This is a genomic window from Enterobacter sp. B79-1 (genome assembly GCF_057444735.1).
Map to the genome: position 1 here is coordinate 41,465 of NZ_JBYAZJ010000002.1, position 23,436 is coordinate 64,900.

Below are 23,436 nucleotides of genomic sequence, written 5' to 3' on the forward strand. Positions count from 1 at the left end.
TGTGTCGCATTCTTGATACCGGACAAACTCATGTCAGTAAGTTCTTTTAACCGACGCTGGGCGACGGTGATCCTCGAAGCCCTGACCCGCCACGGCGTCAGGCACGTGTGTATTGCACCGGGCTCCCGCTCCACGCCGCTGACGCTGGCGGCGGCTGAAAACCGGGCCTTTATTCACCACACCCATTTTGACGAGCGCGGTCTGGGTCATCTGGCGTTAGGGCTGGCGAAAGCCAGCAACGCCCCCGTCGCGGTGATTGTCACCTCCGGAACCGCGGTAGCGAACCTCTATCCGGCTCTGATTGAAGCCGGGTTAACCGGTGAAAAACTGATCCTGCTGACGGCCGACCGTCCTCCTGAACTTATTGACTGCGGTGCCAATCAGGCGATCCGCCAGCCGGGTATTTTCGCATCTCATCCTTCCCAGACGGTCTCGTTGCCGCGTCCAACTCAGGATATTCCGGCAAGCTGGCTGGTTTCCACCCTTGACCACGCGATGGGCTCGCTGCGCAGCGGCGCGCTGCATATCAACTGCCCGTTTGCCGAGCCGCTCTACGGTGAACTGAATGACACCGGTTTGGCCTGGCAGCAGCAGCTCGGCGACTGGTGGGAGAGCGAAAAACCCTGGCTGCGCGAGCAGACGCACCTGGAAAGCGCGAAACAGCGCGACTGGTTCTTCTGGCGACAGAAGCGCGGCGTGGTGATTGCCGGTCGCATGAGCGCGGCTGAAGGCAAGCTGGTCGCCGAATGGGCGCAAACTCTCGGCTGGCCGTTGATTGGCGACGTGCTTTCCCAGACCGGTCAGCCGCTGCCGTGCGCCGATCTCTGGCTGGGCAATGCCAAAGCGGTCACCGAACTGGCGCAGGCGCAGATTGTGGTCCAGATCGGCTCCAGCCTCACCGGGAAACGTCTGTTGCAGTGGCAGGCTACCTGCACACCGGAAGAGTACTGGCTGGTGGATCCGCTGGAGGGGCGGCTCGACCCGGCGCACCATCGCGGTCGTCGTCTGGTGAGCGAGATTGATAGCTGGCTGGAACTGCATCCGGCAGAAAAGCGTAAACCCTGGGCGGTGGCGATCCCGGAACTCTCGCGCCAGGCGTGGGAGCTCACCAACGCGCAGTGCGAAGGTTTTGGTGAAGCCGAGCTGGCGCACCGTATTCGCCACTATCTTCCCGAGCAGGGGCAGCTGTTTGTCGGCAACAGCCTGGTAGTCCGCCTCATTGATGCCTTCTCTAAGCTGCCCGCAGGCTATCCGGTTTACAGCAACCGCGGAGCCAGCGGCATCGACGGGCTGATTTCCACGGCGGCAGGCGTGCAACGCGCCAGTGCGAAATCGACGCTGGCGATTGTTGGCGACCTCTCTGCACTGTATGACCTCAACGCGCTGGCGCTGCTGCGTCAGGTCTCCGCGCCCTTTGTCCTGATTGTGGTGAACAACAACGGCGGGCAGATTTTCTCCCTGCTGCCGACGCCGCAGAGCGAGCGCGAACGCTTCTACCTGATGCCGCAAAACGTGCAGTTCGAGCATGCCGCCGCCATGTTCAGCCTCAAGTATCATCGTCCTGAAAACTGGGAACAGCTGGAGACGGCGTTAAGCAGCGCCTGGCGGCAGCCGGGCACCACGCTTATTGAGCTGGTGGTGAACGATGCTGACGGCGCGCAGAAGCTGCAAAATCTGCTGGCGCAGGTGAGCCACCTGTGACCCTGGCTGGCGTGCAGCATAACGGTAAGCCGGGTTACCCCTGGCTTGTCTTTCTGCACGGGTTTTCCGGCGATTGCCGCGAGTGGCAGGCTGTCGGGGAGTCTTTGCGCGATTATCCCCGGCTGTATCTCGACCTGCCGGGACACGGCGAATCAGCCAGTGTCAGCGTCGCTGGGTTTAACGATCTCAGCGATTTGCTTGCCAGCACCTTACTTAGTTACAACATACTTAACTACTGGCTGGTGGGGTACTCCCTCGGCGGCCGCATTGCGATGTTTCAGGCTTGCCAGCAGCCAAAGGGCTTATGCGGCATTGTCGTTGAAGGGGGTCATCCCGGGCTGCAGGATGCGGGCTCGCGAGAGGCGCGGCTGGCGTCCGATCGCCGCTGGGCGACGCGTTTTCGTGCTGAACCGCTCCCTGACGTCTTTGCCGACTGGTATCAGCAGCCGGTGTTTGCCTCTCTTACGGATGCGCAGCGCGGCGAACTGATTGCCCTGCGTAGCCGAAACAACGGCGCGAATCTGGCGGCAATGCTTGAGGCCACGTCGCTGGCCGTGCAGCCCGACCTGCGTTCTGCGCTGAGCGCGTACAACGCCCCTTTTTATTATCTCTATGGCGAACGTGACGAGAAATTTGCGGCCATCGCCGCCGAACTGAACGCCGAACGCCACGTTATTCCTCACGCCGGGCACAACGCCCACCGGGAAAACCCCGGCGCGGTCGCCGCGAGTCTGGCTCAGATACTGCGTCTTCGAACAAAGGACACTCTATGATCTATCCTGATGAACACATGCTTTACGCCCCGGTTGAATGGCAAGACTGCTCCGAAGGCTACACCGACATTCGTTACCATAAGTCCACCGACGGCATCGCCAAAATCACCATCAACCGTCCGCAGGTACGCAACGCGTTCCGTCCGCTGACCGTGAAAGAGATGATTCAGGCGCTGGCCGACGCGCGCTATGACGACAACATCGGCGTGATTGTCCTGACCGGTGAAGGTGACAAAGCGTTCTGCTCCGGCGGCGATCAGAAAGTGCGCGGCGACTACGGCGGATACCAGGATGATGCGGGAACGCACCACCTGAACGTCCTCGATTTCCAGCGCCAGATCCGTACCTGTCCAAAACCGGTTGTCGCGATGGTGGCGGGTTACTCCATCGGCGGCGGCCACGTGCTGCACATGATGTGCGACCTGACCATTGCCGCTGAAAACGCTATCTTCGGCCAGACTGGCCCGAAAGTCGGCTCCTTCGACGGCGGCTGGGGTGCGTCCTACATGGCACGCATCGTTGGGCAGAAAAAAGCGCGTGAAATCTGGTTCCTGTGCCGTCAGTACAACGCGCAGGAAGCGCTGGATATGGGCCTGGTGAATACCGTGGTGCCAATTGCCGATCTTGAAAAAGAGACCGTGCGCTGGTGCCGCGAAATGCTGCAAAACAGCCCAATGGCGCTGCGCTGCCTGAAGGCGGCCCTCAACGCCGATTGTGACGGACAGGCGGGTCTGCAGGAGCTGGCGGGTAACGCCACCATGCTGTTCTACATGACCGAAGAGGGTCAGGAAGGACGCAACGCGTTTAACGAAAAACGCCAGCCGGACTTCAGCAAATACAAACGGAACCCGTAATGCGTCGCGCGCAGGTTTACCGCTGGCAGATACCGATGGACGCGGGCGTGGTGCTGCGCGAGCGGCGGTTAAAAACCCGTGACGGACTCTTCGTGCATCTCCGGCAGGGCGAGCGGGAAGGCTGGGGCGAGATTTCACCGCTGCCGGGCTTTAGCCTGGAGTCGCTGGATGACGCGCAGGCGGCGCTGATGGCCTGGGCGCGCGCGTGGCGGGAAGGCGCTAATCCGGCCCTGCCAGACCTGCCTTCCACTGCATTCGGTATCAGCTGTGCGCTGGCGGAGCTTGACGGCAGCTTGCCTCAGGAAGCCAACTACCGCGCGGCGCCGCTCTGTACCGGCGATCCGGACGAACTGTTCGCGCAGCTCTCCGCCATGCCCGGCGAGAAAGTGGCGAAAATCAAAGTTGGCCTGTACGAAGCGGTGCGCGACGGCATGGTCGCCAACCTGCTGCTGGAAGCGATTCCGGATCTGCGCCTGCGGCTGGATGCCAACCGCGCCTGGACGCCGCTTAAGGCGCAGCAGTTCGCGAAGTATGTCAGCCCGGCCTACCGCAACCGCATCGCGTTTCTGGAAGAACCGTGCAAAACGCGGGATGACTCCCGCGCCTTTGCCCGTGAAACGGGCATCGCGATTGCCTGGGATGAAAGCCTGCGCGAAGCCGATTTTGAATTTGTCGCCGAGCCGGGCGTGAGTGCGGTGGTCATTAAGCCGACGCTGACCGGCAGCCTGGACAAGGTGCGTGCGCAGGTCTCGGCTGCGCACGCCCTGGGGCTGACGGCGGTGATCAGTTCGTCCATTGAGTCCAGCCTTGGGCTGACGCAGCTGGCGCGCATTGCGGCCTGGCTCACGCCGCAGACCATCCCTGGCCTCGACACGTTAAGCTTGATGCAAACGCAGCTTATTCGTCAGTGGCCGGACAGCATACTGCCGTGCCTCGACGCTGAGGCGCTGGAGCCGCTGCTATGAGTTTTACCGACTGGCCGTGGCGGCACTGGCGCACGCAGCGTGCGGAAAAACCCGCGCTGCGCCTGGACGACGATGTTCTCACCTGGCAACAGCTTTGTGCACGCATCGATAGCCTTGCCGCCGGGTTCCATCGTCAGGGCGTGCAGGAGGGCGACGGCGTTATGCTGCTCGCCCATAACCACCCGCAAACGCTGCTTGCGTGGCTTGCGCTGCTGCAGTGCGGTGCGCGCATCCTGCCGGTCAATCCCCAGCTTCCGCGCCCCTTGCTGGACGTCCTCCTCCCGCAGATGACGCTGCGCCATGCGCTGGTACTGGACGGCGCGTTTGACGGGCTCTCTGCCCTTAGCCTGTCAGAACTCGCAGGGGAATATGCGGCCGCGTGGCAGCCGGATCGCCTGGCTTCCATGACGTTAACCTCTGGCTCGACGGGGTTGCCAAAAGCGGCGGTTCACACCTGCGCGGCGCATCTTGCGAGCGCGCAAGGCGTGCTGGCGCTGATGCCCTACGGCGGGGACGACGACTGGCTGTTGTCGCTGCCGCTGTTTCACGTTTCTGGTCAGGGGATTCTGTGGCGCTGGCTGCTGGCGGGCGGGCGCTTGACCGTGCGCAAGAAGCAGCCGCTGGAGCAGGCGCTGGAGGGCTGCACGCACGCGTCGCTGGTGCCAACCCAGCTGTGGCGTTTGCTTCATACTCAACACCACGTTGCGCTGAAAGCCGTTCTGCTCGGCGGAGCGGCAATTCCCGTTGAACTGACCGAGAAGGCGCGGGAGCAGGGCATTCGTACCTTCTGCGGTTACGGCCTGACGGAGTTCGCCTCTACCGTTTGCGCGAAAGCGGCGGACGGTGAGCCGGATGTGGGAACCGCCCTGCCGGGTCGGGAAGTGAAGCTGGTCGAGGGGGAAATCTGGATCAAAGCGCAAAGCATGGCGGCGGGCTACTGGCGAGACGGTGCGCTTCTTCCGCTCACTAACGCGCAGGGCTGGTTTGCCACCCGCGATCGTGGGGAATGGCGCAACGGACGTCTGACAATTTTAGGCCGTATGGACAACCTCTTTTTCAGCGGAGGAGAGGGGATCCAACCCGAATCGCTGGAGCGTGTTATCGCCACGCATCCGCAGATAAGCCAGGTGTTTATCGTCCCGCTGGACGACGCCGAGTTCGGACAGCGTCCGGTGGCGGTGGTGGAGTGCGAGCCGGGAACGGATATCGCGCAATTCCCTGACTGGATCCAGGGCAGGCTGGCGCGTTTTGAACAGCCGGTACACTGGCTGGTGCTGCCCGCAGAGCTAAAAAATGGCGGGATAAAAATCTCCCGCCAGGCGTTAAAACAGTGGGTCAATGCCCTGCTGAGGGGCTAATCAGCCGACGTTCGGCTGAGGCTTGCGCTGGCGTCGACGCAGCAGGCGCAGGACCGGCGGCACCACAATCACCATGATCGCCATGGCCAGCAGGATCTTCGTTACGCTGCTCTCCCACAGTATCGACATATTGCCGTTGCTGATGGAGAGGGCGCGGCGCAGGTTCTGCTCCAGCATCTCACCCAGCACAAAGCCTAAAATCAGCGGTGACATCGGGAAGTGCATCTTGCGTAAGATGTATCCCAGCACGCCGAGCAGCACCATCAGCACAAGGTCGAATGTGGTGCTGTGCACCGCGTACACCCCAACCGCAGAGACCGCCGCAATGGCGGGCACCAGGAACCACAGGGGTATGGTCAGCATGCGGGTAAACAGACCGATCAGCGGGATGTTCATCACCAGCAGCATCACGTTGGCGATCAGCAGTGCCGCAATCAGGCCCCAGACGATGTCCGGCTGCTCGGTGAACATCGCCGGACCCGGGGTGATGTTATAGAGCGTCAGCGCGCCCATCATCACCGCCGTGGTGCCGGAGCCCGGCACGCCGAGCGTCAGCATCGGGATAAACGAGCCGCAGGCCGAGGCGTTATTGGCCGCCTCTGGCGCCGCCACGCCGCGTATATCGCCCTTACCGAAGCTGTCGCTGTTGCCGCTCAGCTTTTTCTCGGTCATGTAGGTGATGGCGCTGGCGATGGTCGCCCCCGCGCCGGGCAGGATGCCGACGAAGAAACCAATCACCGACGAACGCAGGGTAGCACCCACACACTGCGCCCCCTCTTTGGCATTAAAGAGCATGCGGCCGGTTTTGCGCACCAGCGTCTGCCCGCTGCTGGTATGTTCCAGCATCAGTAAGATTTCTGAGACAGAGAACAGGCCAATCACGACGACGATAAACTGCACGCCGTCGGACAGGTGAACGCTGTCGAAGGTAAAGCGATAAACTCCGGTGTTGGCATCCACACCGACGGTGGCCAACCCTAAGCCAATCAGCGCAGACAAAAACGATTTGAGCGGGTTTTGCGCCATCATGCTGCCGAGGCAGGCGATAGCGAACACCATCAGTGCAAAATACTCCGCCGGGCCAAACGCCAGCGACCACTGGGCCAGCGCAGGGGCGAACAGAATGATGCCGCCAATGGCAATCAGCGAACCGCAGAACGAGCTGACGGCAGAAATGGAGAGCGCCACGCCGCCGCGTCCCTGTTGCGCCATGGGATAACCGTCGAGCGCGGTCATAATGGCGGCGGCATCGCCGGGCACGTTCAGCAGTATGGAGGAGATGCGTCCGCCGTACTCGCAGCCGATATACACCGTCGCCAGTAAGATCAGGGCGGATTCAGCCGGCAGGTGCAGGGCAAAGGCTAGCGGCAGAAGTATCGCCACGCCGTTAATCGGACCAAGACCGGGCAGCAGGCCGACGATCGTGCCCACGAAGCAGCCGATGAGGGCGATCACCAGGTTTTCCGGGGTCATCGCTACCGCGAACCCCTGAGAGAGGTAAATCCAGGTATCCATAGCGTGCTCCGTTAGTTAAACCATGCGCCAAGAGGTAGGGTCACGTCCAGCAGGCGGTCGAAGGCGTACCAGAGCAAAATGCCCAGCACCGCACCTGACAGCCCCGCCGCGGGCAGCGTGGCGTTGAACAGCATGCCAATCACCATCGTCAGAATAGCGGTGGCAACCGGGAAGCCGAGCCACTCAAAGCCCCACGCGTACATCAGCAGGACAATCACCATCACCAACAGGCGTTGCAAAATCCTGCGTGGCGGCCACTCCACGGTATCCGGATGGCGCAGCAGCAGGGCCACTGAGCAGAGCAGCATCAGTCCGACGATGCCCATCGGAAAGGGGCGTGGCCCCACCGGTTCATAGCTGTATTCGCTGTGGATCTGCCAGGCGACGAACAACCCGCCAATGCAGAGCAGCAGCCATATCCCGGCAAAAATACGATCGCTCATAGCGCCTCCGTTTACTTCGCCAGACCGAAGGCTTTCGCCTGTTCGCGGTAGTCATTCACCTGTTTTTTGACATACTCGTCCAGCTGCTTGCCGTTGAGGTTGAACTCGAACAGGCCGCGCAGATCGCGCTGCTTTTTGAACTCATCGGTTTGCTGGAGTTTGGCGAAGGCATCCACCCACCACTGGTATTCAGCGTCGGTCACTTTCGGCCCAACGAAGAAGCCGCGAATAATCGGCCAGACCAGGTTGTAGCCTTGCTCTTTGGCGGTAGGGACGTTCGCCAGCTGGCCCGGCAGACGGTTTTCCGAGAAGACCGCCAGCACGCGGATTTTATCCCCGCTCAGGTAAGGCACCATTTCACTGAGATCGCCGGAGACGGCCTGCACGTGATTACCCATCAGCGCCGTGACCGGCTCGCCGCCGCCTTCAAAGGCGACATAGCGCATCTTGTGTGGGTCCACTTTTGCCTGCTGCGCCAGCAGGGCGGCTTTCATCCAGTCCTGGCTGCCGATCGACGCACCGGCGCCAATCACCACGCTGTTCGGGTCTTTTTCCATCGCAGTCAGCAGGTCTTTCAGCGATTTCCACGGGGAATCAGCGCGAACGGCGATCATGCCGTAATCCGTGCCGACGGTCGCGAGCCAGCGCACGTCATCCACGCCGTAGCGGCCAAACTTGCCCTGCGACAGGTTCAGCAGCGAGCCGCCGGAGAAGGCCACCACGGTGCCCGCTTCGGCAGGACGCTGCGCCACAATGGCGTTGTAAGCCACCGCGCCCACGCCACCGGGCATGTAGGTGACGCGCATCGGTTTCTCGATGGTCTTTGTCTCCATCAGGCTGACCTGAATCAGCTTGCAGGTCAGGTCAAAGCCGCCGCCTGGTTTGGCCGGGGCGATGCATTCGGTGCGGGATGGAGCATCCTGCGCCTGGACGACAGAGGCATTCAACATCAATACGCTTGCAGCAAGGGTCGAAAGTAATTGTTTTTTCATCGTTTATCCTCACGCCGGAGAACCGGGAGTACGGGTACGGGGGCTTTTTTTCTGATTATGTGAACCACCTTGTAGCGGTTCCGTTGCGTGATTGTTAAAACATTAACCTTTCATTTCCCTTTCACTGCGACACGAACTTTACAGGATGTGATATGCGTCTCTTACTGGCGGAAGATAATCGTGAACTGGCTCACTGGCTGGAGAAAGCGCTGGTGCAGGGAGGTTTTGCCGTTGACTGCGTTAACGACGGACGGGCGGCCGACCATCTGTTGCAGGGTGAAAACTATGCCGTCGCGATTCTGGACATCGGCATGCCCGGATTCGACGGGCTGGAAGTGGTCCATCGTCTGCGAAAGCGCGGGCAGACGCTTCCCGTGCTGTTTCTCACTGCCCGCAGCAACGTGGCGGACAGGGTGAAAGGACTGAACGCCGGGGCGGATGACTATCTGCCGAAGCCGTTTGAGCTGGAAGAACTTGATGCGCGGCTGCGCGCGCTGCTGCGCAGAAGCGAAGGGCGAACCCAGGAGCGTCAGCTTTTTGGCGAGCTGGAATACGACGATGACGGTTTTTTTCTGCTGCACGATGAACCGCTCTCCCTGACGCCGCGCGAGCTCTCCCTGCTGAAGGTGCTGATGCACCGCCGTACCCGGCCCGTTTCCCGCCAGCAGCTGTTCGACCAGGTGTTTAGCCTGAACGACGACGTGAGCCCGGAGAGCATCGATCTCTACATTCACCGCTTGCGCAAGAAACTGAGCGGCAGCGGGGTGAAGATTACCACCCTGCGCGGGCTGGGTTACGTGCTGGAGTGTGGCGATGAAGTGGGCTAAACCGCAGTCCCTTTATCTGCAACTTCTGCTGTTTCTGGGGTTACCGCTGCTGCTGTTATGGGGATTATCAGCGTTTAATAGCTACGTCAGCGCCCTGCAAGCGGCGACGCAGGCTTATGACCGCACGCTGTTATCGTCGGCGCGTACGGTCTCTGAGCGGCTTGAAGTGCATAACGGCAAGCTGCAGGTGAATGTGCCCTGGGTGGTGCTCGACAGCTTTGAGCTCAACATGAATGACAGGCTGTATTACAAGGTGGTCGACCCCGCCGGGCAGGTGATCTCCGGCTACGACGACCTGCCGAAGATGCCGCCTTCAACCTCGCGCACCACGCTCTACCCGGCGCTGGCCTGGTTTTATCACACCGAGTATCGCGGGCAGGCGATTCGCGTGGCGAAGCTGCTTCAGCCGATCAACGAAGATAACGTCGTCGGGATGGCGGAGATCTATGTCGCTGAAACGCTGCAGTCCCGTCGCTATCTTGCCAGCCAGCTGCTTTTTTCGTCCTGGGTATCTCAGGGGCTGCTGGTCCTGCTGACGCTGATCTTAACCGCCTGGCTGTTGCGTCGAGTGCTGCGTCCGATGCGCCAGCTGTCCTCGCTCATGGTGCGCCGGGAGCCGGGGCTGCTGTCTCCACTGCCCGAGCTGCTGCCCTGGTCAGAAACGCGCCTGCTGATTGTGGCCTTCAACCGCTATATTGACCGGCTGCGTGGCGTGCTGTCGCGGCAGGAGCGCTTTAATGCCGATGCCTCTCACCAGCTTAAAACTCCGCTGGCGGTGCTGAAAACGCAGGTCTCCGTGGCCCTGACGCGGGACGATCCGGCGCTGTGGCAGGAGAGTTTACGGGCGATGAATGTGACACTGGATAACACCATTGTGCTGACTGAACGCCTGCTTCAGCTTTCGGCGGTGAAGCGAAAAGAGCAGGGGGAGCGGCAGTTTATCCCGGTGGATCTGGTGCAGGTCGTGCAGAATTGTTGCTTTTCACGGCTGGCGCAGGCGCGCGGCAAAGCGATTGACCTGGGGTACGACGGTGAGCAGCAGCCGACGATCATCGAAGGCGATGAGGTTTTGCTGGGCGAGCTGTGCGCAAACCTGCTGGAGAACGCCATCAAATACACGCCGGAGCACGGGATCGTAACGGTTTACCTGCGCGTGGATAACGGCGCGGTTGACCTGAGCGTGGAAGACAGTGGGCCGGGGATTGCGGAAAATCTGATCCCGCAGGCGATGCTACCGTTTCGCCGTCTGGATAACGTCGGTGACGCGGCAGGATCCGGCATCGGGCTGGCGCTGGCGAGCGATATTGCCCGGCTGCACCGCAGCCATCTTCAACTTTCCCGCAGTGAACACTTGGGCGGGCTGAGTGTGAAAATGCGCTTTCTGCTGATGGGATAAAGGCAGATATTATCAAATCGTTACAAACTAATTGTCTGACGCACGCAGAGTGCTTGATCCCGCAGTGAGGCAGGTTAAAATCTCGCGGTTTTGGGACTTATTATCTATAAATTGTGCGGGATCACGACAATGAAAAAAGTGGCATTAATGGGCTTAGGCCTGATGGTTATCTCTTCGGCGGCTAACGCCATTAGCTTCAACGGCTCGGCGGGTGAGGATTACACCCATCTGGGCTTTGGTCTTGGCACGGATAGCGCCGGTCTGGCAATGACCGGCGGCTGGACGCATAACGATGACGACGGCGATGCGGCAAGCCTTGGACTCGGCTTCAACGTTCCTCTTGGTCCATTCCTGGCGACCGTCGGCGGCAAAGGGATCTACACCAACCCGAACGACGGCGACGAAGGCTACGCGGCGGCGGTCGGCGGCGGCCTGCAGTGGAAAATTGGCGACAGCTTCGGTCTGTTCGGCGAGTACTACTACTCTCCGGATTCGCTCTCCAGCGGTATCGAAAGCTATGAAGAAGCCAATGCCGGTGCGCGCTGGACTATCATGCGTCCGATCACTATCGAAGCGGGTTATCGCTATCTGAACCTGGCGGGTAAAGACGGCAACCGCGACAACGCGCTGGCTGATGGCCCTTACGTGGGCGTGAGCGCAGGCTTCTAATCTCTTCGGCGCGGCGTTCTGTCGCGCCAGTTTCTCTCTGCTCCCCCCATTCAATTGCGCTATAGTGTTTCGACCATATAAGCGGGAGAACACAATGATTAACGTGGAGATGTTATCCACCGGCGACGAAGTGCTGCATGGGCAAATTATTGACACCAATGCCGCCTGGCTTGCCGATTTATTCTTTGAGCAAGGATTACCGTTAACGCGCCGCAACACCGTGGGCGACAATCTTGAGTCACTGGTGAGCGTTCTTCGCGAGCGCAGCGAGCACTGCGACGTGTTGATTGTGAACGGTGGACTCGGCCCCACCAGCGACGATCTCAGCGCGCTGGCTGCCGCCACCGCGAAAGGCGAGGGGCTGGTATTGCACGAGGCGTGGCTGGCGCAGATGGAACGCTTCTTCTCCGATCGTGGTCGCGTGATGGCACCGAGCAACCGCAAGCAGGCTGAAATACCCGCCAGCGCAGAGCTGGTCGATAACCCGGTCGGTACCGCCTGCGGGTTTGCCGTACAGCTCAACCGCTGCCTGATGTTCTTCACCCCCGGCGTGCCTTCTGAATTTAAAGTGATGGTCGAGCAGCAAATCCTGCCGCGCCTGCGCGCGCGTTTTACGCTGCCAGAGCCGCCGCTGTGTCTGCGCCTGACCACCTTTGGCCGCTCGGAAAGCGATCTGGCCCAGAGCCTGGATCATCTCCAGCTGCCGCCGGGCGTCTCGATGGGCTATCGCTCGTCGATGCCCATTATCGAACTCAAGCTGACCGGCCCGGCGACGGAAAAAGCCGCCATGCTGGCGCTGTGGCCTGAAGTGCAACGCGTCGCGGGCGAGAGCCTGATCTTTGAAGGCACGGAAGGGCTGCCCGCACAGATTGCCCAGAGCCTTCAGTCCCGTCAGCTGAGCGTCACCCTCAGCGAACAGTTCACCGGCGGCCTGCTGGCGCTGCAGCTTTCTCGCGTGAATGCGCCGCTGCTCGCCAGTGAAGTGGTGCCGTTCCAGCAGGAGACGCTGGCGCAGACCGCACGCTGGGCGTCAGAGCGCAGGGTGAAACACTTTGCCGGTCTGGCGATGTTTGTGGGCGGGCTGGATGAGGAACATCTCAATTTTGCGCTGGCAACGCCGGAAGGCACGCATGCGCTGCGAGTGAAAATGAGCATCACGCGCCACAGCCTGGCGGTGCGTCAGGAGGTCTGCGCGATGATGGCGCTGAACATGCTGCGCCGCTGGCTGAACGGTAAAGAAGTCGCCAGCGAACACGGCTGGATTAACGTCGTGGAGTCGCTGTTCATCGAATGATGCGTTTGCCGGGGTCTCTCGCCCCGGCAATGCTTACCCCAGCGCTTTCGCCAGCAGGGTAATGGGATGTTCACAGCGTTTGCTGGTGGACATCTCAATCTGCCACTTGCAGGTTTCGCAGTCCGTTACCACGATATCCGCGCCGCTCTCTTCAATCTGGCGGAACAGCGGGGCGCCAATCGCCTGTGACGTTTCGTAGTTTTCACGCTTAAAGCCGTAGGTGCCCGCAATCCCGCAGCAGCGTGAGTCCAGCACCGTCAGCTCCAGCCCCGGAATAAGCCGCAGCAGCTCCAGCGTATAGAGCGACCAGCCCATTTTCTCCATGTGACACGGCGTGTGATAGACCACCTTCAGCGGTAATGCCTTCAGCGGCAGCGTCTGTCCGCCGTCCAGCTTGCGCCACAGGAAGCGCGTCGCCAGCTCAATATGCTCGCGCAGTCCGGTATTATCGACATCCAGCAGGTGCGGATACTCATCGCGCAGCGTAAAGGTACAGGTGGACGAGGTGGCCAGTACCGGGATCCCCTTGTCGACGATGGCCTCGCGCAGCGACGAGACGTTACTTTTCGCCTGCTTACGCGCTTTATCGGTAAATCCGTTGGCAATCAGCGGGACGCCGCAGCACTTCTCCTTGCTAAGGAGCTGTACGCCGGTACCCATGGCGTTCAGCACTTTCAGCAGATCTTTACCCAGCTGCGGGTGGTTGTAATTCACATAGCAGCCATGGAAAAAGGCCACCTGGTCGGCGTACCGGGCCTGTTCCGCCGCGACGGACCTGTACCAGCGGCGGAAGGTGCCGTGAGAATATTTCGGCAGGCTGCGGTGATGGTCGATTTTAAGCGTGGCATCCAGCAGCTGACGCACCGGCTTGAGTGAGGTCGCGGCATTCACCAGCGGGGCAAAGGGCGTCGAGACGCTGCCCATCAGATCGGTATGGCTCAGGATCGCGTCCCGCAGCGTCGGCTTTTGCGTGCTGTAGCGCGCCCGGGCGCGCTGGATGATATCGCCGATTTTAACATCCGACGGGCAGGCCACTTCGCAGCGTTTGCAGTTGATGCAGTATTTCAGCGCCTCGTCGTACAGCTTGCCGTCCTTCAGACGAAGACGCTCGCCGTCCGGCCCGGCCTGCTTCGGACCGGGGTAGCGCGGGTTCACGCCGCTGACCGGGCAGACGGTGGTGCAGACCGTGCATTTGATGCAGCTTTCGAAACGGGTGTCGTTCATTGTGCAGCCTCCGTGCGCTGAATAATCTGCTCTGCAACGTGGAGCGCCGTGACGGCGCAAACCCCGCCGCCGCAGCCCTGTGCGATGGGATCGTATCCGCCCAGTACGGAGCCGATGGCGAAGAGATTGCCGATCGATTTACCGGAAAGCTGCGGGTGCAGATGCGTATCGGCGATGACGCCGAACTGTTGCCAGGGCTGCGGCGTGAAGAAATCACTCTGATACCAGTCCGCGCGGGAAGCGCTCTGCCGGACATCCAGCCCCATAATGGCTTCCCTAATGCCGTTGCGTGTGCTCAGCAGCCCGTTGCTGAAGAAACTGCCGCTTGCCAGCACCGCGTAGCGCGCGCGAAGTGGAATGTCATCATGGTTGCGCGTCCAGATTTCGCTCACCGCGCCGTCGTTCAGGGTGATTTTTTTCACCTCATCCCCCGCCATCCACACGCCGCCCTGCGCAACAAACTGGCGCTGAAGCTGGGTGTGCAGACGAATGCCCGGCACGGAAGGGGGAAGCGTAGGCAGCAGGCCGAGCGAGCAGGGCAGACGATCGGACAGCCAGCGCCAGAGCCGGTTGTCGTTTAAACCAAAGCAGGCGGGCATCAACAGGGCATCGCAGGTTTCGCCGAGCGGCCTGAGCGCGTCATACAGCAGCGGCCATTTGTCCTCGTTATCCAGAAAACGGGCGATATTCACCGCGCGAAACTCGCTCGGGTTATCGCGCAGGACATCCAGTTCAGGCAGTTCTATCTCTGCCGTCTCGGCGTTAACGCCCTGGCGACAGAGCGACGCCGCCGCGAGATGGGGCTGAAAATCCAGAAAGCCGCTAATGCCCACCACCCGCACGCGCGCGGCGTTAAGGGGGGCGACGGGCACCTCTTCCGGGCTGAGCCACGCGGAGCGCAGGGTGCCGAGCGGCGTGACGCGCTGGTGATTTTGCCTGGCGCTTCCCTTCAGACGCGCGCCGCAGTCCGCAAGCAGCGCTTCGGTTTCCAGGGCAAAACGATCAACGTTGTGGGCACCAATCAGGTGATACGGGTGCTCCGGCGGCAGCGTATCGCGGTACGCTTCATCCACCAGATCCAGCGATCCCGACGAGAAGTGCAGGGCGCTCTGGCCGCGGGTGATAATGGCGCAGCGCAGCCCCTGCTTCGTGAGTTTGATGCCGCAGAGCAAGCCTGCCAGCCCGCCGCCGACGATTACGGTATCAAATTTCATCGCGTTGCTCCTTCTCAAGACCGCAAAGTCCCTGGTAGACCCAGCGGGTAAATTCGCTTTCGCGCAGGGCGTCCCCCCAGGCGACAGGTTGAATGCCTTTCCAGCGCTCGTTTAAAAACGCGCTGAGCTGATCGAGCGACTGGGTGGCGGTGGTGGTGTGAAAACGCTGCAGCAGGCCGGCGGCACGACAGGCGCACAGCTCGCCCTGGCAGGTGCCCATGCCCACGCGGGTGCGGCGGCGGAGGTCGAGCAGGCTATTGACCGTCAGGCTCTCCACCGCGTACTGCACCTCACCGGCGGTGACGGCTTCGCACTCGCACACCAGGCTGCGGCTCAGCCGTCCTTCACCGAGCCACTGTGGCGTTCTGTCGCCGTGGCGGTAAATCGCGGATCCGCGCAGCGGCGCGGGCAGGGAGATGATTTTTTGCAGGGTTTTTTCGGTGGACTGTCGCGAGCCGGGCAGAGGCTGGTCTGCCGTCACGCAGGCTTCGGTATTCCCCAGCTTGCGGCAGACGGCATCGGTCGCCCACTCGGCCATCAGGCGGTAGGTCATCAGCTTGCCGCCTGTGATAGTGATAAATCCGTCCATGCCGTCGCGCTCGGCGTGATCGAGCAGCACGATGCCCCGGCTGACGTTGCGTCCGCTCGGGTCGTTGTCGCTGGCGACCAGCGGACGCACGCCCGCGTAGGCGCGAAGAATACGCGTCTGCGCCATTACCGGGGCCAGTTTTTCCCCTTCCCGCAGCAGGATGTCGACCTCTTCAGCGGTCACGCGGTTGTAGTCAATCTCGCTGTAGTCGACGTGGGTTGAGGTGGTACCGATTAACGAAATGGTGTCGCCCGGGACGAGGATATCGGCGTCGGACGGTTTGCGGCAGCGGTTGATCACGTGGTTATTGATGCGGTGGTCGAGGATCAGCAGCGATCCTTTCGCCGGGAACATGCGCACCGACAGGTCGGCGTATTCCGCAATGCGCTGCCCCCAGATCCCCGCTGCGTTGACCACTACGGCGGCATACAGCTCGCTGTGTTCGTTGTACTGCGTATCAAGGATCCGCACGCCGCAGATGCGATGACCTTCGCGTATAAGCCCGGTCACTTCGTGCCCGGTCAGAATGCGTGCGCCATGCTCGCGGGCGTCCAGCATATTGGCGGCCGTCAGGCGGAAGGGGTCGACGGTGCCGTCAGGCACCTTCACCGCGCCGATAAGCGCCGGGTTAACCGACGGTTCCAGCCGCCTCGCCAGCGCCGGGTCCAAGGCCTCCGCCTGAATGCCCGCCGCGGTGCAGGCGGTAATAAAGGTCTTCTGAAAGGCGAGGTCATCTTCGGGCAGGGTAATAAAGAGGCCGTCAGTCGGCTCAATGCAGTGGCGGGCGATACGCTTGAGGATTTGGTTTTCAGCAATACATTCACGCGCGGATTCACCGTCGGTCACCGCATACCGCGCGCCGCTGTGCAGCAGGCCGTGGTTACGCCCGGTTGCGCCCGTGGCGATATCATGACGCTCCAGAAGTGTGACGCTGAGGCCGCGCAGCGCGCAGTCGCGTGCGATCCCGGCGCCGGTTGCACCACCACCAATGATTATCACATCGCTATAACGAGGATCGTGAATGGTCATTGTTTACCCTCTATGTTCGTTTTTTTATCATTTAGCCATATCAATCGTGTGGTTTGTTTGATTTCGAACATAAACGCGCGAAATTCGAAAGTGAAACGTGATTTCATGCGCTTTTTTGCGCATTCTGTCATATTTCTGTAACAATCTGTGCGTTGATTCACAGTAACAATCACCGTGATTTCTTAACATCCCCGCCACTGGAATTCAGGTGCGAGCCACCTGCCCATTTAATTCAAGGCCACGGAGGCTGTCATGCTCAGTATCTTCAAACCCGCGCCGCATCGTGCGCGTCTGCCAGAGGCAGAAATTGATCCGCTTTACCGCCGTCTGCGTTGGCAAATCTTCCTGGGGATCTTCTTCGGGTACGCGGCGTACTACCTTGTGCGTAAAAACTTTGCGCTCGCCATGCCGTATCTGGTGGAGCAGGGCTTCTCCCGCGGCGATCTGGGGTTCGCGCTGTCGGGGATCTCCATCGCCTACGGTTTTTCCAAATTCATTATGGGTTCGGTGTCGGATCGCTCGAATCCGCGCGTGTTCCTGCCCGCCGGCCTGATCCTGGCGGCCGCGGTCATGCTGTTCATGGGCTTTGTGCCGTGGGCAACCTCCAGCATTGCCGTCATGTTCGTCCTGCTGTTCCTCTGCGGCTGGTTCCAGGGGATGGGGTGGCCGCCGTGCGGACGCACCATGGTGCACTGGTGGTCGCAGAAAGAGCGCGGCGGCATCGTGTCGGTGTGGAACTGTGCCCATAACGTCGGCGGTGGGCTTCCGCCTCTGCTGTTCCTGCTGGGGATGGCCTGGTTTAACGACTGGAAAGCCGCGCTGTATATGCCCGCCTTTGGCGCCATCGTGGTGGCAATTATCGCTTTCGCGCTGATGCGCGACACGCCGCAGTCCTGCGGCCTGCCGCCGATTGAAGAGTACAAAAACGACTATCCGGATGATTACAGCAAGGAGCACGAAGAAGAGCTGACCGCAAAACAGATCTTCATGAAGTACGTGCTGCCCAACAAGCTGCTGTGGTACATCGCGGTCGCCAACGTGTTCGTTTACCTGCTGCGCTACGGCATCCTCGACTGGTCGCCAACCTACCTGAAAGAGGTGAAGCACTTCGCGCTGGATAAATCCTCCTGGGCCTATTTCCTGTATGAATATGCCGGGATCCCGGGCACGCTGCTTTGCGGCTGGATGTCAGACAAAGTGTTCAAGGGCAACCGCGGTGCGACGGGCGTGTTCTTTATGACCCTAGTGACCATTGCCACCGTCGTTTACTGGCTCAACCCGCCGGGCAACCCGTCAGTAGATATGGCCTGCATGATCGTTATCGGTTTCCTGATTTACGGTCCGGTGATGCTGATTGGCCTGCATGCCCTGGAGCTGGCCCCGAAAAAAGCGGCAGGCACGGCGGCGGGCTTTACCGGTCTGTTCGGCTATCTCGGCGGTTCGGTCGCGGCGAGCGCCATTGTGGGCTATACCGTTGACTTCTTCGGCTGGGACGGCGGTTTTATGGTGATGATTGGCGGTAGCGTGCTGGCGGTACTGCTGCTGATTGTCGTCATGATCGGTGAAAAACGTCACCACGCGGAAGTGCTGGCGCGTCGTCAATAAGGAGCAATGCGATGAAATTAACCCAACTTGCAACCGGCCTGCTGCTGGCCGGTTTAATGACCGGCTCCGCGCTGGCGGCGGACAAAATCGTTATTGCCCACCGCGGTGCCAGCGGCTATCTGCCGGAGCATACGCTCCCGGCGAAAGCGATGGCCTATGCCCAGGGCGCGGATTATCTGGAGCAGGATCTGGTGATGACCAAGGATGACCAGCTGGTTGTCCTGCATGACCATTATCTTGACCGCGTGACGGACGTGGCGGAGCGTTTCCCAGACCGCGCGCGAAAAGATGGGCGCTACTACGCCATCGACTTCACGCTGGCGGAGATCCGCTCGCTGAAGTTTACCGAAGGCTTCGAGATTGAAAACGGCAAGAAGGTGCAGGTCTATCCGGGCCGTTTCCCGATGGGCAAGTCCGACTTCCGCATCCATACCTTCCAGGAGGAGATTGAGTTTGTTCAGGGGCTGAACCACTCCACCGGTAAAAACACCGGTATCTACCCGGAGATCAAAGCTCCGTGGTTCCACCATCAGGAAGGGAAAGACATTGCCGCGAAGACGCTGGAGGTGCTGAAACAGTACGGCTATACCAGCAAGAAGGACAAAGTTTACCTGCAGTGTTTTGACGCCGCCGAGCTAAAGCGCATCAAAACCGAGCTGGAGCCGAAGATGGGGATGGATCTCAATCTGGTACAGCTGATTGCCTACACCGACTGGAATGAAACCCAGGAGAAGCAGCCGGACGGCAAGTGGGTGAACTACAACTACGACTGGATGTTTAAGCCGGGCGCGATGAAGCAGATTGCGCAGTACGCCGATGGTATCGGGCCGGATTACCACATGCTGGTGGCGGAAGGCTCCACGCCGGGCCACGTGAAGCTGACGGCGATGGTGAAAGAGGCGCATGCCAGCAAGATGCAGGTGCATCCGTATACCGTGCGTGCAGACCAGCTGCCGGAGTACGCAACGGACGTGAATCAGCTTTATGAGGTGTTGTATAACCAGGCGGGCGTGGACGGACTGTTTACGGATTTCCCGGATAAAGCGGTGAGCTTTTTGAAGGATTAACGCTGAAATTGCCGGGTGGCGGCTGCGCCTTACCCGGCCTAGGAACTGCGGTTTTGTAGGTCGGGTAAGCGAAGCGCCACCCGACGCAATCACATCTCGATCTCAATATCGCCTTTTGCCCGGCAGCAGCAGGGCAAAATTTCTCCTTCACTGATAAAGGCCAGCGGTTCGGTCAGCCAGTCCACCTGGCCTGCGACCAGACGGCAGCGGCAAGAACCGCAATAGCCTTCACGACACTGGTACTCTACCTCCACCTGATGCGCTTCTAGCGCCACCAGCAGAGAAGGGTGCTCTTCCTGGCACAACACTTCGGTGCCCGAAAGGCTCAGCGTTACGCGCGTCATCAGAGCTGGAAGTCGCTCAGGTCGTCAGTGTTGACTTCAGAATCAATCTGACCGACCAGGTAAGAACTCACTTCCACTTCCTGCGGTGCCACCTGCACGTTATCGGACACCAGCCAGGTGTTGATCCACGGGATTGGGTTGGAGCGCGTCTGGAACGGCAGGTCGAGGCCGACCGCCTGCATGCGGATGTTGGTGATGTACTCAACGTACTGGCACAGGATGTCTTTGTTCAGGCCAATCATGGAGCCGTCGCGGAACAGGTAGTCTGCCCACTCTTTCTCCTGCTGGGCCGCCAGCACGAACAGATCGTAGCATTCCTGCTTGCACTCTTCGGCAATCGCAGCCATTTCCGGGTCGTCCGCGCCGCTGCGCAGCAGGTTCAGCATGTGCTGAGTCCCGGTCAGGTGCAGGGCTTCGTCACGGGCGATCAGGCGGATGATTTTGGCGTTGCCTTCCATCAGCTTGCGCTCGGCAAAGGCGAAGGAGCAGGCGAAGCTCACGTAGAAGCGGATCGCTTCCAGCGCGTTAACGCTCATCAGGCACAGGTACAGCTGCTTTTTCAGCGCGCGCAGGTTCACGGTAATGGTTTTGCCGTTCACGTTATGCGTGCCTTCGCCCAGCAGATGCCAGTAGCTGGTCATCTCGATCAGCTCGTCGTAGTAGTGGGCAATGCCTTCCGCGCGCTTCTGGATCTGCTCGTTGGTGACGATATCGTCAAACACCACCGCCGGATCGTTCACGATGTTGCGGATGATGTGGGTGTAAGAGCGGGAGTGGATCGTCTCGGAGAACGCCCAGGTTTCTACCCAGGTTTCCAGCTCAGGAATCGAGATCAGCGGCAGCAGCGCCACGTTCGGGCTACGACCCTGAATGGAGTCCAGCAGCGTCTGGTACTTCAGGTTGCTGAGGAAGATATGTTTTTCGTGATCCGGCAACGCCTGGAAATCGATACGGTCGCGGGAAACGTCCACTTCTTCCGGGCGCCAGAAGAAGGAGAGTTGCTTTTCAATCAGCTTTTCGAAGATGTCATATTTTTGCTGATCGTAGCGTGCCACGTTGACCGGCTGGCCGAAGAACATCGGCTCTTTGAGCTGGTCGTTTTTCGTCTGTGAAAAGGTGGTGTATGCCATGAATGTGTCCTGTGGTGTTATTTCCCTCACCCCGGCCCTCTCCCACAGGGAGAGGGGGAAAGAGTTCCCTCTCCCTGTGGGAGAGGGTTAGGGTGAGGGGATTTATTAGATCTTACATGCGCCGCTTTCGCAGCCATCGTCCTGAATTGACGGCACCATGTCGTCCTGCGCGTCTTCCGCACCGTCACGGGTGTTGTGATAGTACAGGGTTTTCACGCCAAACTTATACGCGGTCAGCAGGTCTTTCAGCAGTTGCTGCATCGGAACCTTGCCGGACGGGAAGCGCGTCGGGTCATAGTTGGTATTGGCAGAGATCGACTGGTCGATAAACTTCTGCATGATACCCACCAGCTGCAGATAGCCGTCGTTGTTTGGCATTTCCCACAGCAACTCGTAGTTGTTACCCAGCGTTTCGTAATCCGGTACCACCTGACGCAGCACGCCGTCTTTCGACGCTTTGATGCTGACGTGGCCGCGCGGTGGTTCAATGCCGTTGGTGGCGTTGGAGATCTGCGAAGAGGTCTCGGACGGCATCAGGGCAGAGAGCGTGGAGTTACGCAGGCCGTGGGTCTTGATGGACTCGCGCAGGCCTTCCCAGTCGAGGTGCAGCGGCTCGCTGACAATCGCGTCCAGGTCTTTCTTGTAGGTGTCGATTGGCAGAATGCCTTTCGCGTAGGTGGTTTCGTTGAACCACGGGCACGCGCCTTGCTCTTTCGCCAGCTCGTTGGAGGCTTTCATCAGGTAGTACTGAATGGCTTCGAACGTCTGGTGCGTCAGGTTGTTGGCGCTGCCGTCGGAGTAGCGTTTACCGTTTTTCGCCAGCCAGTAGGCGAAGTTGATCACGCCGATACCCAGGGTACGACGACCCATCGCACCGCGTTTAGCGGCCGGGATTGGGTAATCCTGGTAGTCCAGCAGGGCGTCGAGCGCGCGAACCGCCAGCACGGCCAGCTCTTCCAGCTCGTCCAGGCTCTTAATCGCACCCAGGTTGAACGCGGACAGCGTACACAGCGCGATTTCACCGTTTTCGTCGTTCACGTCTTCCAGCGGTTTGGTCGGCAGGGCGATCTCCAGGCACAGGTTAGACTGGCGCACTGGTGCAACAACCGGGTCAAACGGGCTGTGGGTGTTGCAGTGGTCCACGTTCTGGATGTAGATACGACCGGTAGAAGCACGTTCCTGCATCATCAGGGAGAACAGGTCTACCGCCTTCACGCGCTGTTTGCGGATGCTGTCGTCTTTTTCGTATTTGGTGTACAGACGCTCGAACTCGTCCTGATCGGCGAAGAACGCGTCATACAGGCCCGGGACGTCGGACGGGCTGAACAGGGTGATGTCCTCGCCCTTCAGCAGACGGGTGTACATCAGCTTGTTGATCTGCACGCCGTAGTCCATGTGACGCACGCGGTTGCCTTCCACGCCGCGGTTGTTCTTCAGAACCAGCAGGCTTTCCACTTCCAGGTGCCACATCGGGTAGAACAGGGTCGCTGCACCGCCGCGCACGCCGCCCTGAGAGCAGGATTTTACTGCCGTCTGGAAGTGCTTATAGAACGGAATACAGCCGGTGTGGAACGCTTCACCGCCGCGAATCGGGCTGCCCAGCGCACGGATGCGACCAGCATTGATGCCGATACCGGCGCGCTGGGAAACGTATTTCACGATGGCGCTGGAGGTGGCGTTGATGGAATCCAGGCTGTCACCACACTCAATCAGTACGCAGGAGCTGAACTGACGGGTTGGGGTACGCACGCCAGACATGATTGGCGTCGGCAGAGAAATCTTGAACGTCGATACCGCATCGTAGAAACGCTTCACGTATTCCAGACGGGTGTCGCGCGGGTAGTTAGAGAACAGGCAGGCAGCCACCAGAATATAGAGGAACTGGGCGCTTTCGTAGATCTCACCGGTTACGCGGTTCTGAACCAGGTATTTGCCTTCGAGCTGCTTCACCGCCGCATAGGAGAAGTTCATGTCGCGCCAGTGATCGATAAACCCGTTCATCTGCTCGAACTCTTCTTCCGTATAGTCTTCCAGCAGATGCGTGTCGTATTTGCCCAGCTCGACCATTTTCACCACGTGATCGTACAGCTTAGGCGGCTCAAACTGACCGTAGGCTTTTTTACGCAGGTGGAAAATCGCCAGACGTGCAGCGAGGTACTGATAATCCGGTGCTTCACGGGAGATCAGATCCGCCGCTGCCTTGATGATGGTTTCATGGATATCAGACGTTTTGATGCCGTCGTAGAACTGGATGTGGGAACGCAGTTCAACCTGGGAGATAGATACGTTGTTCAGTCCTTCTGCTGCCCAGTCGAGAACTCGATGGATTTTGTCCAGATTGATACGCTCGGTGGTACCGTCGCGCTTTGTCACCAGCAGACTCTGATTCATGTGGGGTTTACCTGTCCGTGAAATAAAAAATATCCCCCGCTTATCCACAGATCCGT

20 protein-coding genes are annotated in these 23,436 nt (G+C 60.0%); 11 read left to right on the top strand and 9 right to left on the bottom strand.

Translation table 11 applies throughout. The features are described from left to right. The first annotated feature begins 30 nt into the window (after positions 1-30). From menD to menE, 5 genes are read left to right on the top strand one after another with little or no spacing between them, the layout of a single operon-like run. Positions 31-1,701, top strand: a complete 1,671-nt coding sequence (gene menD / locus AC2T6E_RS08085; protein WP_262186192.1) for a 2-succinyl-5-enolpyruvyl-6-hydroxy-3-cyclohexene-1-carboxylic-acid synthase — start codon at positions 31-33, stop codon at positions 1,699-1,701. Beyond that, positions 1,698-2,474, top strand: coding sequence for a 2-succinyl-6-hydroxy-2,4-cyclohexadiene-1-carboxylate synthase (menH, locus tag AC2T6E_RS08090; protein WP_212473501.1), 777 nt, complete (start codon positions 1,698-1,700; stop codon positions 2,472-2,474). Before menD ends, menH begins: the two co-directional genes overlap by 4 nt. Continuing rightward, positions 2,471-3,328: a 1,4-dihydroxy-2-naphthoyl-CoA synthase gene (gene menB / locus AC2T6E_RS08095; RefSeq protein WP_010433380.1), complete on the top strand. Its 858-nt coding sequence runs from the start codon at positions 2,471-2,473 to the stop codon at positions 3,326-3,328. Before menH ends, menB begins: the two co-directional genes overlap by 4 nt. After that, entirely contained in the window at positions 3,328-4,293 is a 966-nt protein-coding gene (gene menC, locus AC2T6E_RS08100) for an o-succinylbenzoate synthase (protein WP_431642384.1), read from the top strand. The genes menB and menC overlap by 1 nt, the downstream gene beginning before the upstream one ends. Next, positions 4,290-5,651: an o-succinylbenzoate--CoA ligase gene (menE, locus tag AC2T6E_RS08105; protein WP_260662369.1), complete on the top strand. Its 1,362-nt coding sequence runs from the start codon at positions 4,290-4,292 to the stop codon at positions 5,649-5,651. Before menC ends, menE begins: the two co-directional genes overlap by 4 nt. Here the strand turns inward: menE and AC2T6E_RS08110 are convergent, their stop codons facing one another. From AC2T6E_RS08110 to AC2T6E_RS08120, 3 genes are read right to left on the bottom strand one after another with little or no spacing between them, the layout of a single operon-like run. After that, a complete protein-coding gene (locus AC2T6E_RS08110; RefSeq protein WP_486691297.1) occupies positions 5,652-7,166 on the bottom strand; it encodes a tripartite tricarboxylate transporter permease in 1,515 nt (504 codons plus the stop codon). Between the two features lie 11 nt (positions 7,167-7,177). Then, positions 7,178-7,609, bottom strand: coding sequence for a tripartite tricarboxylate transporter TctB family protein (locus AC2T6E_RS08115; protein ID WP_108416631.1), 432 nt, complete (start codon positions 7,607-7,609; stop codon positions 7,178-7,180). A gap of 11 nt (positions 7,610-7,620) precedes the next feature. Continuing rightward, positions 7,621-8,601, bottom strand: a complete 981-nt coding sequence (locus AC2T6E_RS08120; RefSeq protein WP_337256291.1) for a Bug family tripartite tricarboxylate transporter substrate binding protein — start codon at positions 8,599-8,601, stop codon at positions 7,621-7,623. A gap of 152 nt (positions 8,602-8,753) precedes the next feature. On the opposite strand from AC2T6E_RS08120, the gene tctD reads away from it, so the two are divergent. From tctD to AC2T6E_RS08140, 4 genes are all read left to right on the top strand, one after another. Then, positions 8,754-9,428: a transcriptional regulator TctD gene (gene tctD, locus AC2T6E_RS08125; RefSeq protein WP_278435724.1), complete on the top strand. Its 675-nt coding sequence runs from the start codon at positions 8,754-8,756 to the stop codon at positions 9,426-9,428. Then, positions 9,415-10,824: a sensor histidine kinase gene (locus AC2T6E_RS08130; RefSeq protein WP_486691301.1), complete on the top strand. Its 1,410-nt coding sequence runs from the start codon at positions 9,415-9,417 to the stop codon at positions 10,822-10,824. The genes tctD and AC2T6E_RS08130 overlap by 14 nt, the downstream gene beginning before the upstream one ends. Positions 10,825-10,953: 129 nt before the next feature. After that, entirely contained in the window at positions 10,954-11,493 is a 540-nt protein-coding gene (locus AC2T6E_RS08135) for a YfaZ family outer membrane protein (protein WP_010433398.1), read from the top strand. A 94-nt stretch (positions 11,494-11,587) separates the two neighbouring features. Further along, positions 11,588-12,787, top strand: coding sequence for a nicotinamide mononucleotide deamidase-related protein YfaY (locus tag AC2T6E_RS08140; RefSeq protein WP_265186005.1), 1,200 nt, complete (start codon positions 11,588-11,590; stop codon positions 12,785-12,787). A 33-nt stretch (positions 12,788-12,820) separates the two neighbouring features. On the opposite strand, the gene glpC is transcribed toward AC2T6E_RS08140, so the two are convergent. The 3 genes from glpC to glpA are packed head-to-tail and all read right to left on the bottom strand — an operon-like array spanning position 12,821 to position 16,843. Continuing rightward, positions 12,821-14,011, bottom strand: a complete 1,191-nt coding sequence (glpC, locus tag AC2T6E_RS08145; protein WP_126816619.1) for an anaerobic glycerol-3-phosphate dehydrogenase subunit GlpC — start codon at positions 14,009-14,011, stop codon at positions 12,821-12,823. Further along, positions 14,008-15,225 carry a glycerol-3-phosphate dehydrogenase subunit GlpB gene (gene glpB, locus AC2T6E_RS08150; RefSeq protein ID WP_431642379.1) on the bottom strand — a complete coding sequence of 406 codons (1,218 nt, stop codon included), beginning with the start codon at positions 15,223-15,225 and terminating at the stop codon, positions 14,008-14,010. The genes glpC and glpB overlap by 4 nt, the downstream gene beginning before the upstream one ends. Next, positions 15,215-16,843: an anaerobic glycerol-3-phosphate dehydrogenase subunit A gene (gene glpA, locus AC2T6E_RS08155; RefSeq protein WP_431642377.1), complete on the bottom strand. Its 1,629-nt coding sequence runs from the start codon at positions 16,841-16,843 to the stop codon at positions 15,215-15,217. The genes glpB and glpA overlap by 11 nt, the downstream gene beginning before the upstream one ends. Positions 16,844-17,095: 252 nt before the next feature. On the opposite strand from glpA, the gene glpT reads away from it, so the two are divergent. Continuing rightward, a complete protein-coding gene (gene glpT / locus AC2T6E_RS08160) occupies positions 17,096-18,448 on the top strand; it encodes a glycerol-3-phosphate transporter (protein ID WP_126816616.1) in 1,353 nt (450 codons plus the stop codon). Positions 18,449-18,459: 11 nt separating this feature from the next. Beyond that, complete coding sequence (gene glpQ, locus AC2T6E_RS08165) at positions 18,460-19,515, top strand: glycerophosphodiester phosphodiesterase (protein ID WP_214593742.1); 1,056 nt, start codon at positions 18,460-18,462, stop codon at positions 19,513-19,515. A gap of 89 nt (positions 19,516-19,604) precedes the next feature. On the opposite strand, the gene yfaE is transcribed toward glpQ, so the two are convergent. The 3 genes from yfaE to nrdA all read right to left on the bottom strand — a co-directional run bounded on the left by yfaE (position 19,605) and on the right by nrdA (position 23,380). Then, positions 19,605-19,859 (bottom strand): class I ribonucleotide reductase maintenance protein YfaE, encoded by a 255-nt coding sequence (gene yfaE / locus AC2T6E_RS08170; protein ID WP_010433414.1) that lies wholly within the window; start codon positions 19,857-19,859, stop codon positions 19,605-19,607. After that, positions 19,859-20,989, bottom strand: a complete 1,131-nt coding sequence (nrdB, locus tag AC2T6E_RS08175; RefSeq protein ID WP_010433416.1) for a class Ia ribonucleoside-diphosphate reductase subunit beta — start codon at positions 20,987-20,989, stop codon at positions 19,859-19,861. Before nrdB ends, yfaE begins: the two co-directional genes overlap by 1 nt. Before the next feature lie 105 nt (positions 20,990-21,094). Next, positions 21,095-23,380, bottom strand: coding sequence for a class 1a ribonucleoside-diphosphate reductase subunit alpha (gene nrdA / locus AC2T6E_RS08180; protein ID WP_023312513.1), 2,286 nt, complete (start codon positions 23,378-23,380; stop codon positions 21,095-21,097). Positions 23,381-23,436 lie beyond the last annotated feature (56 nt).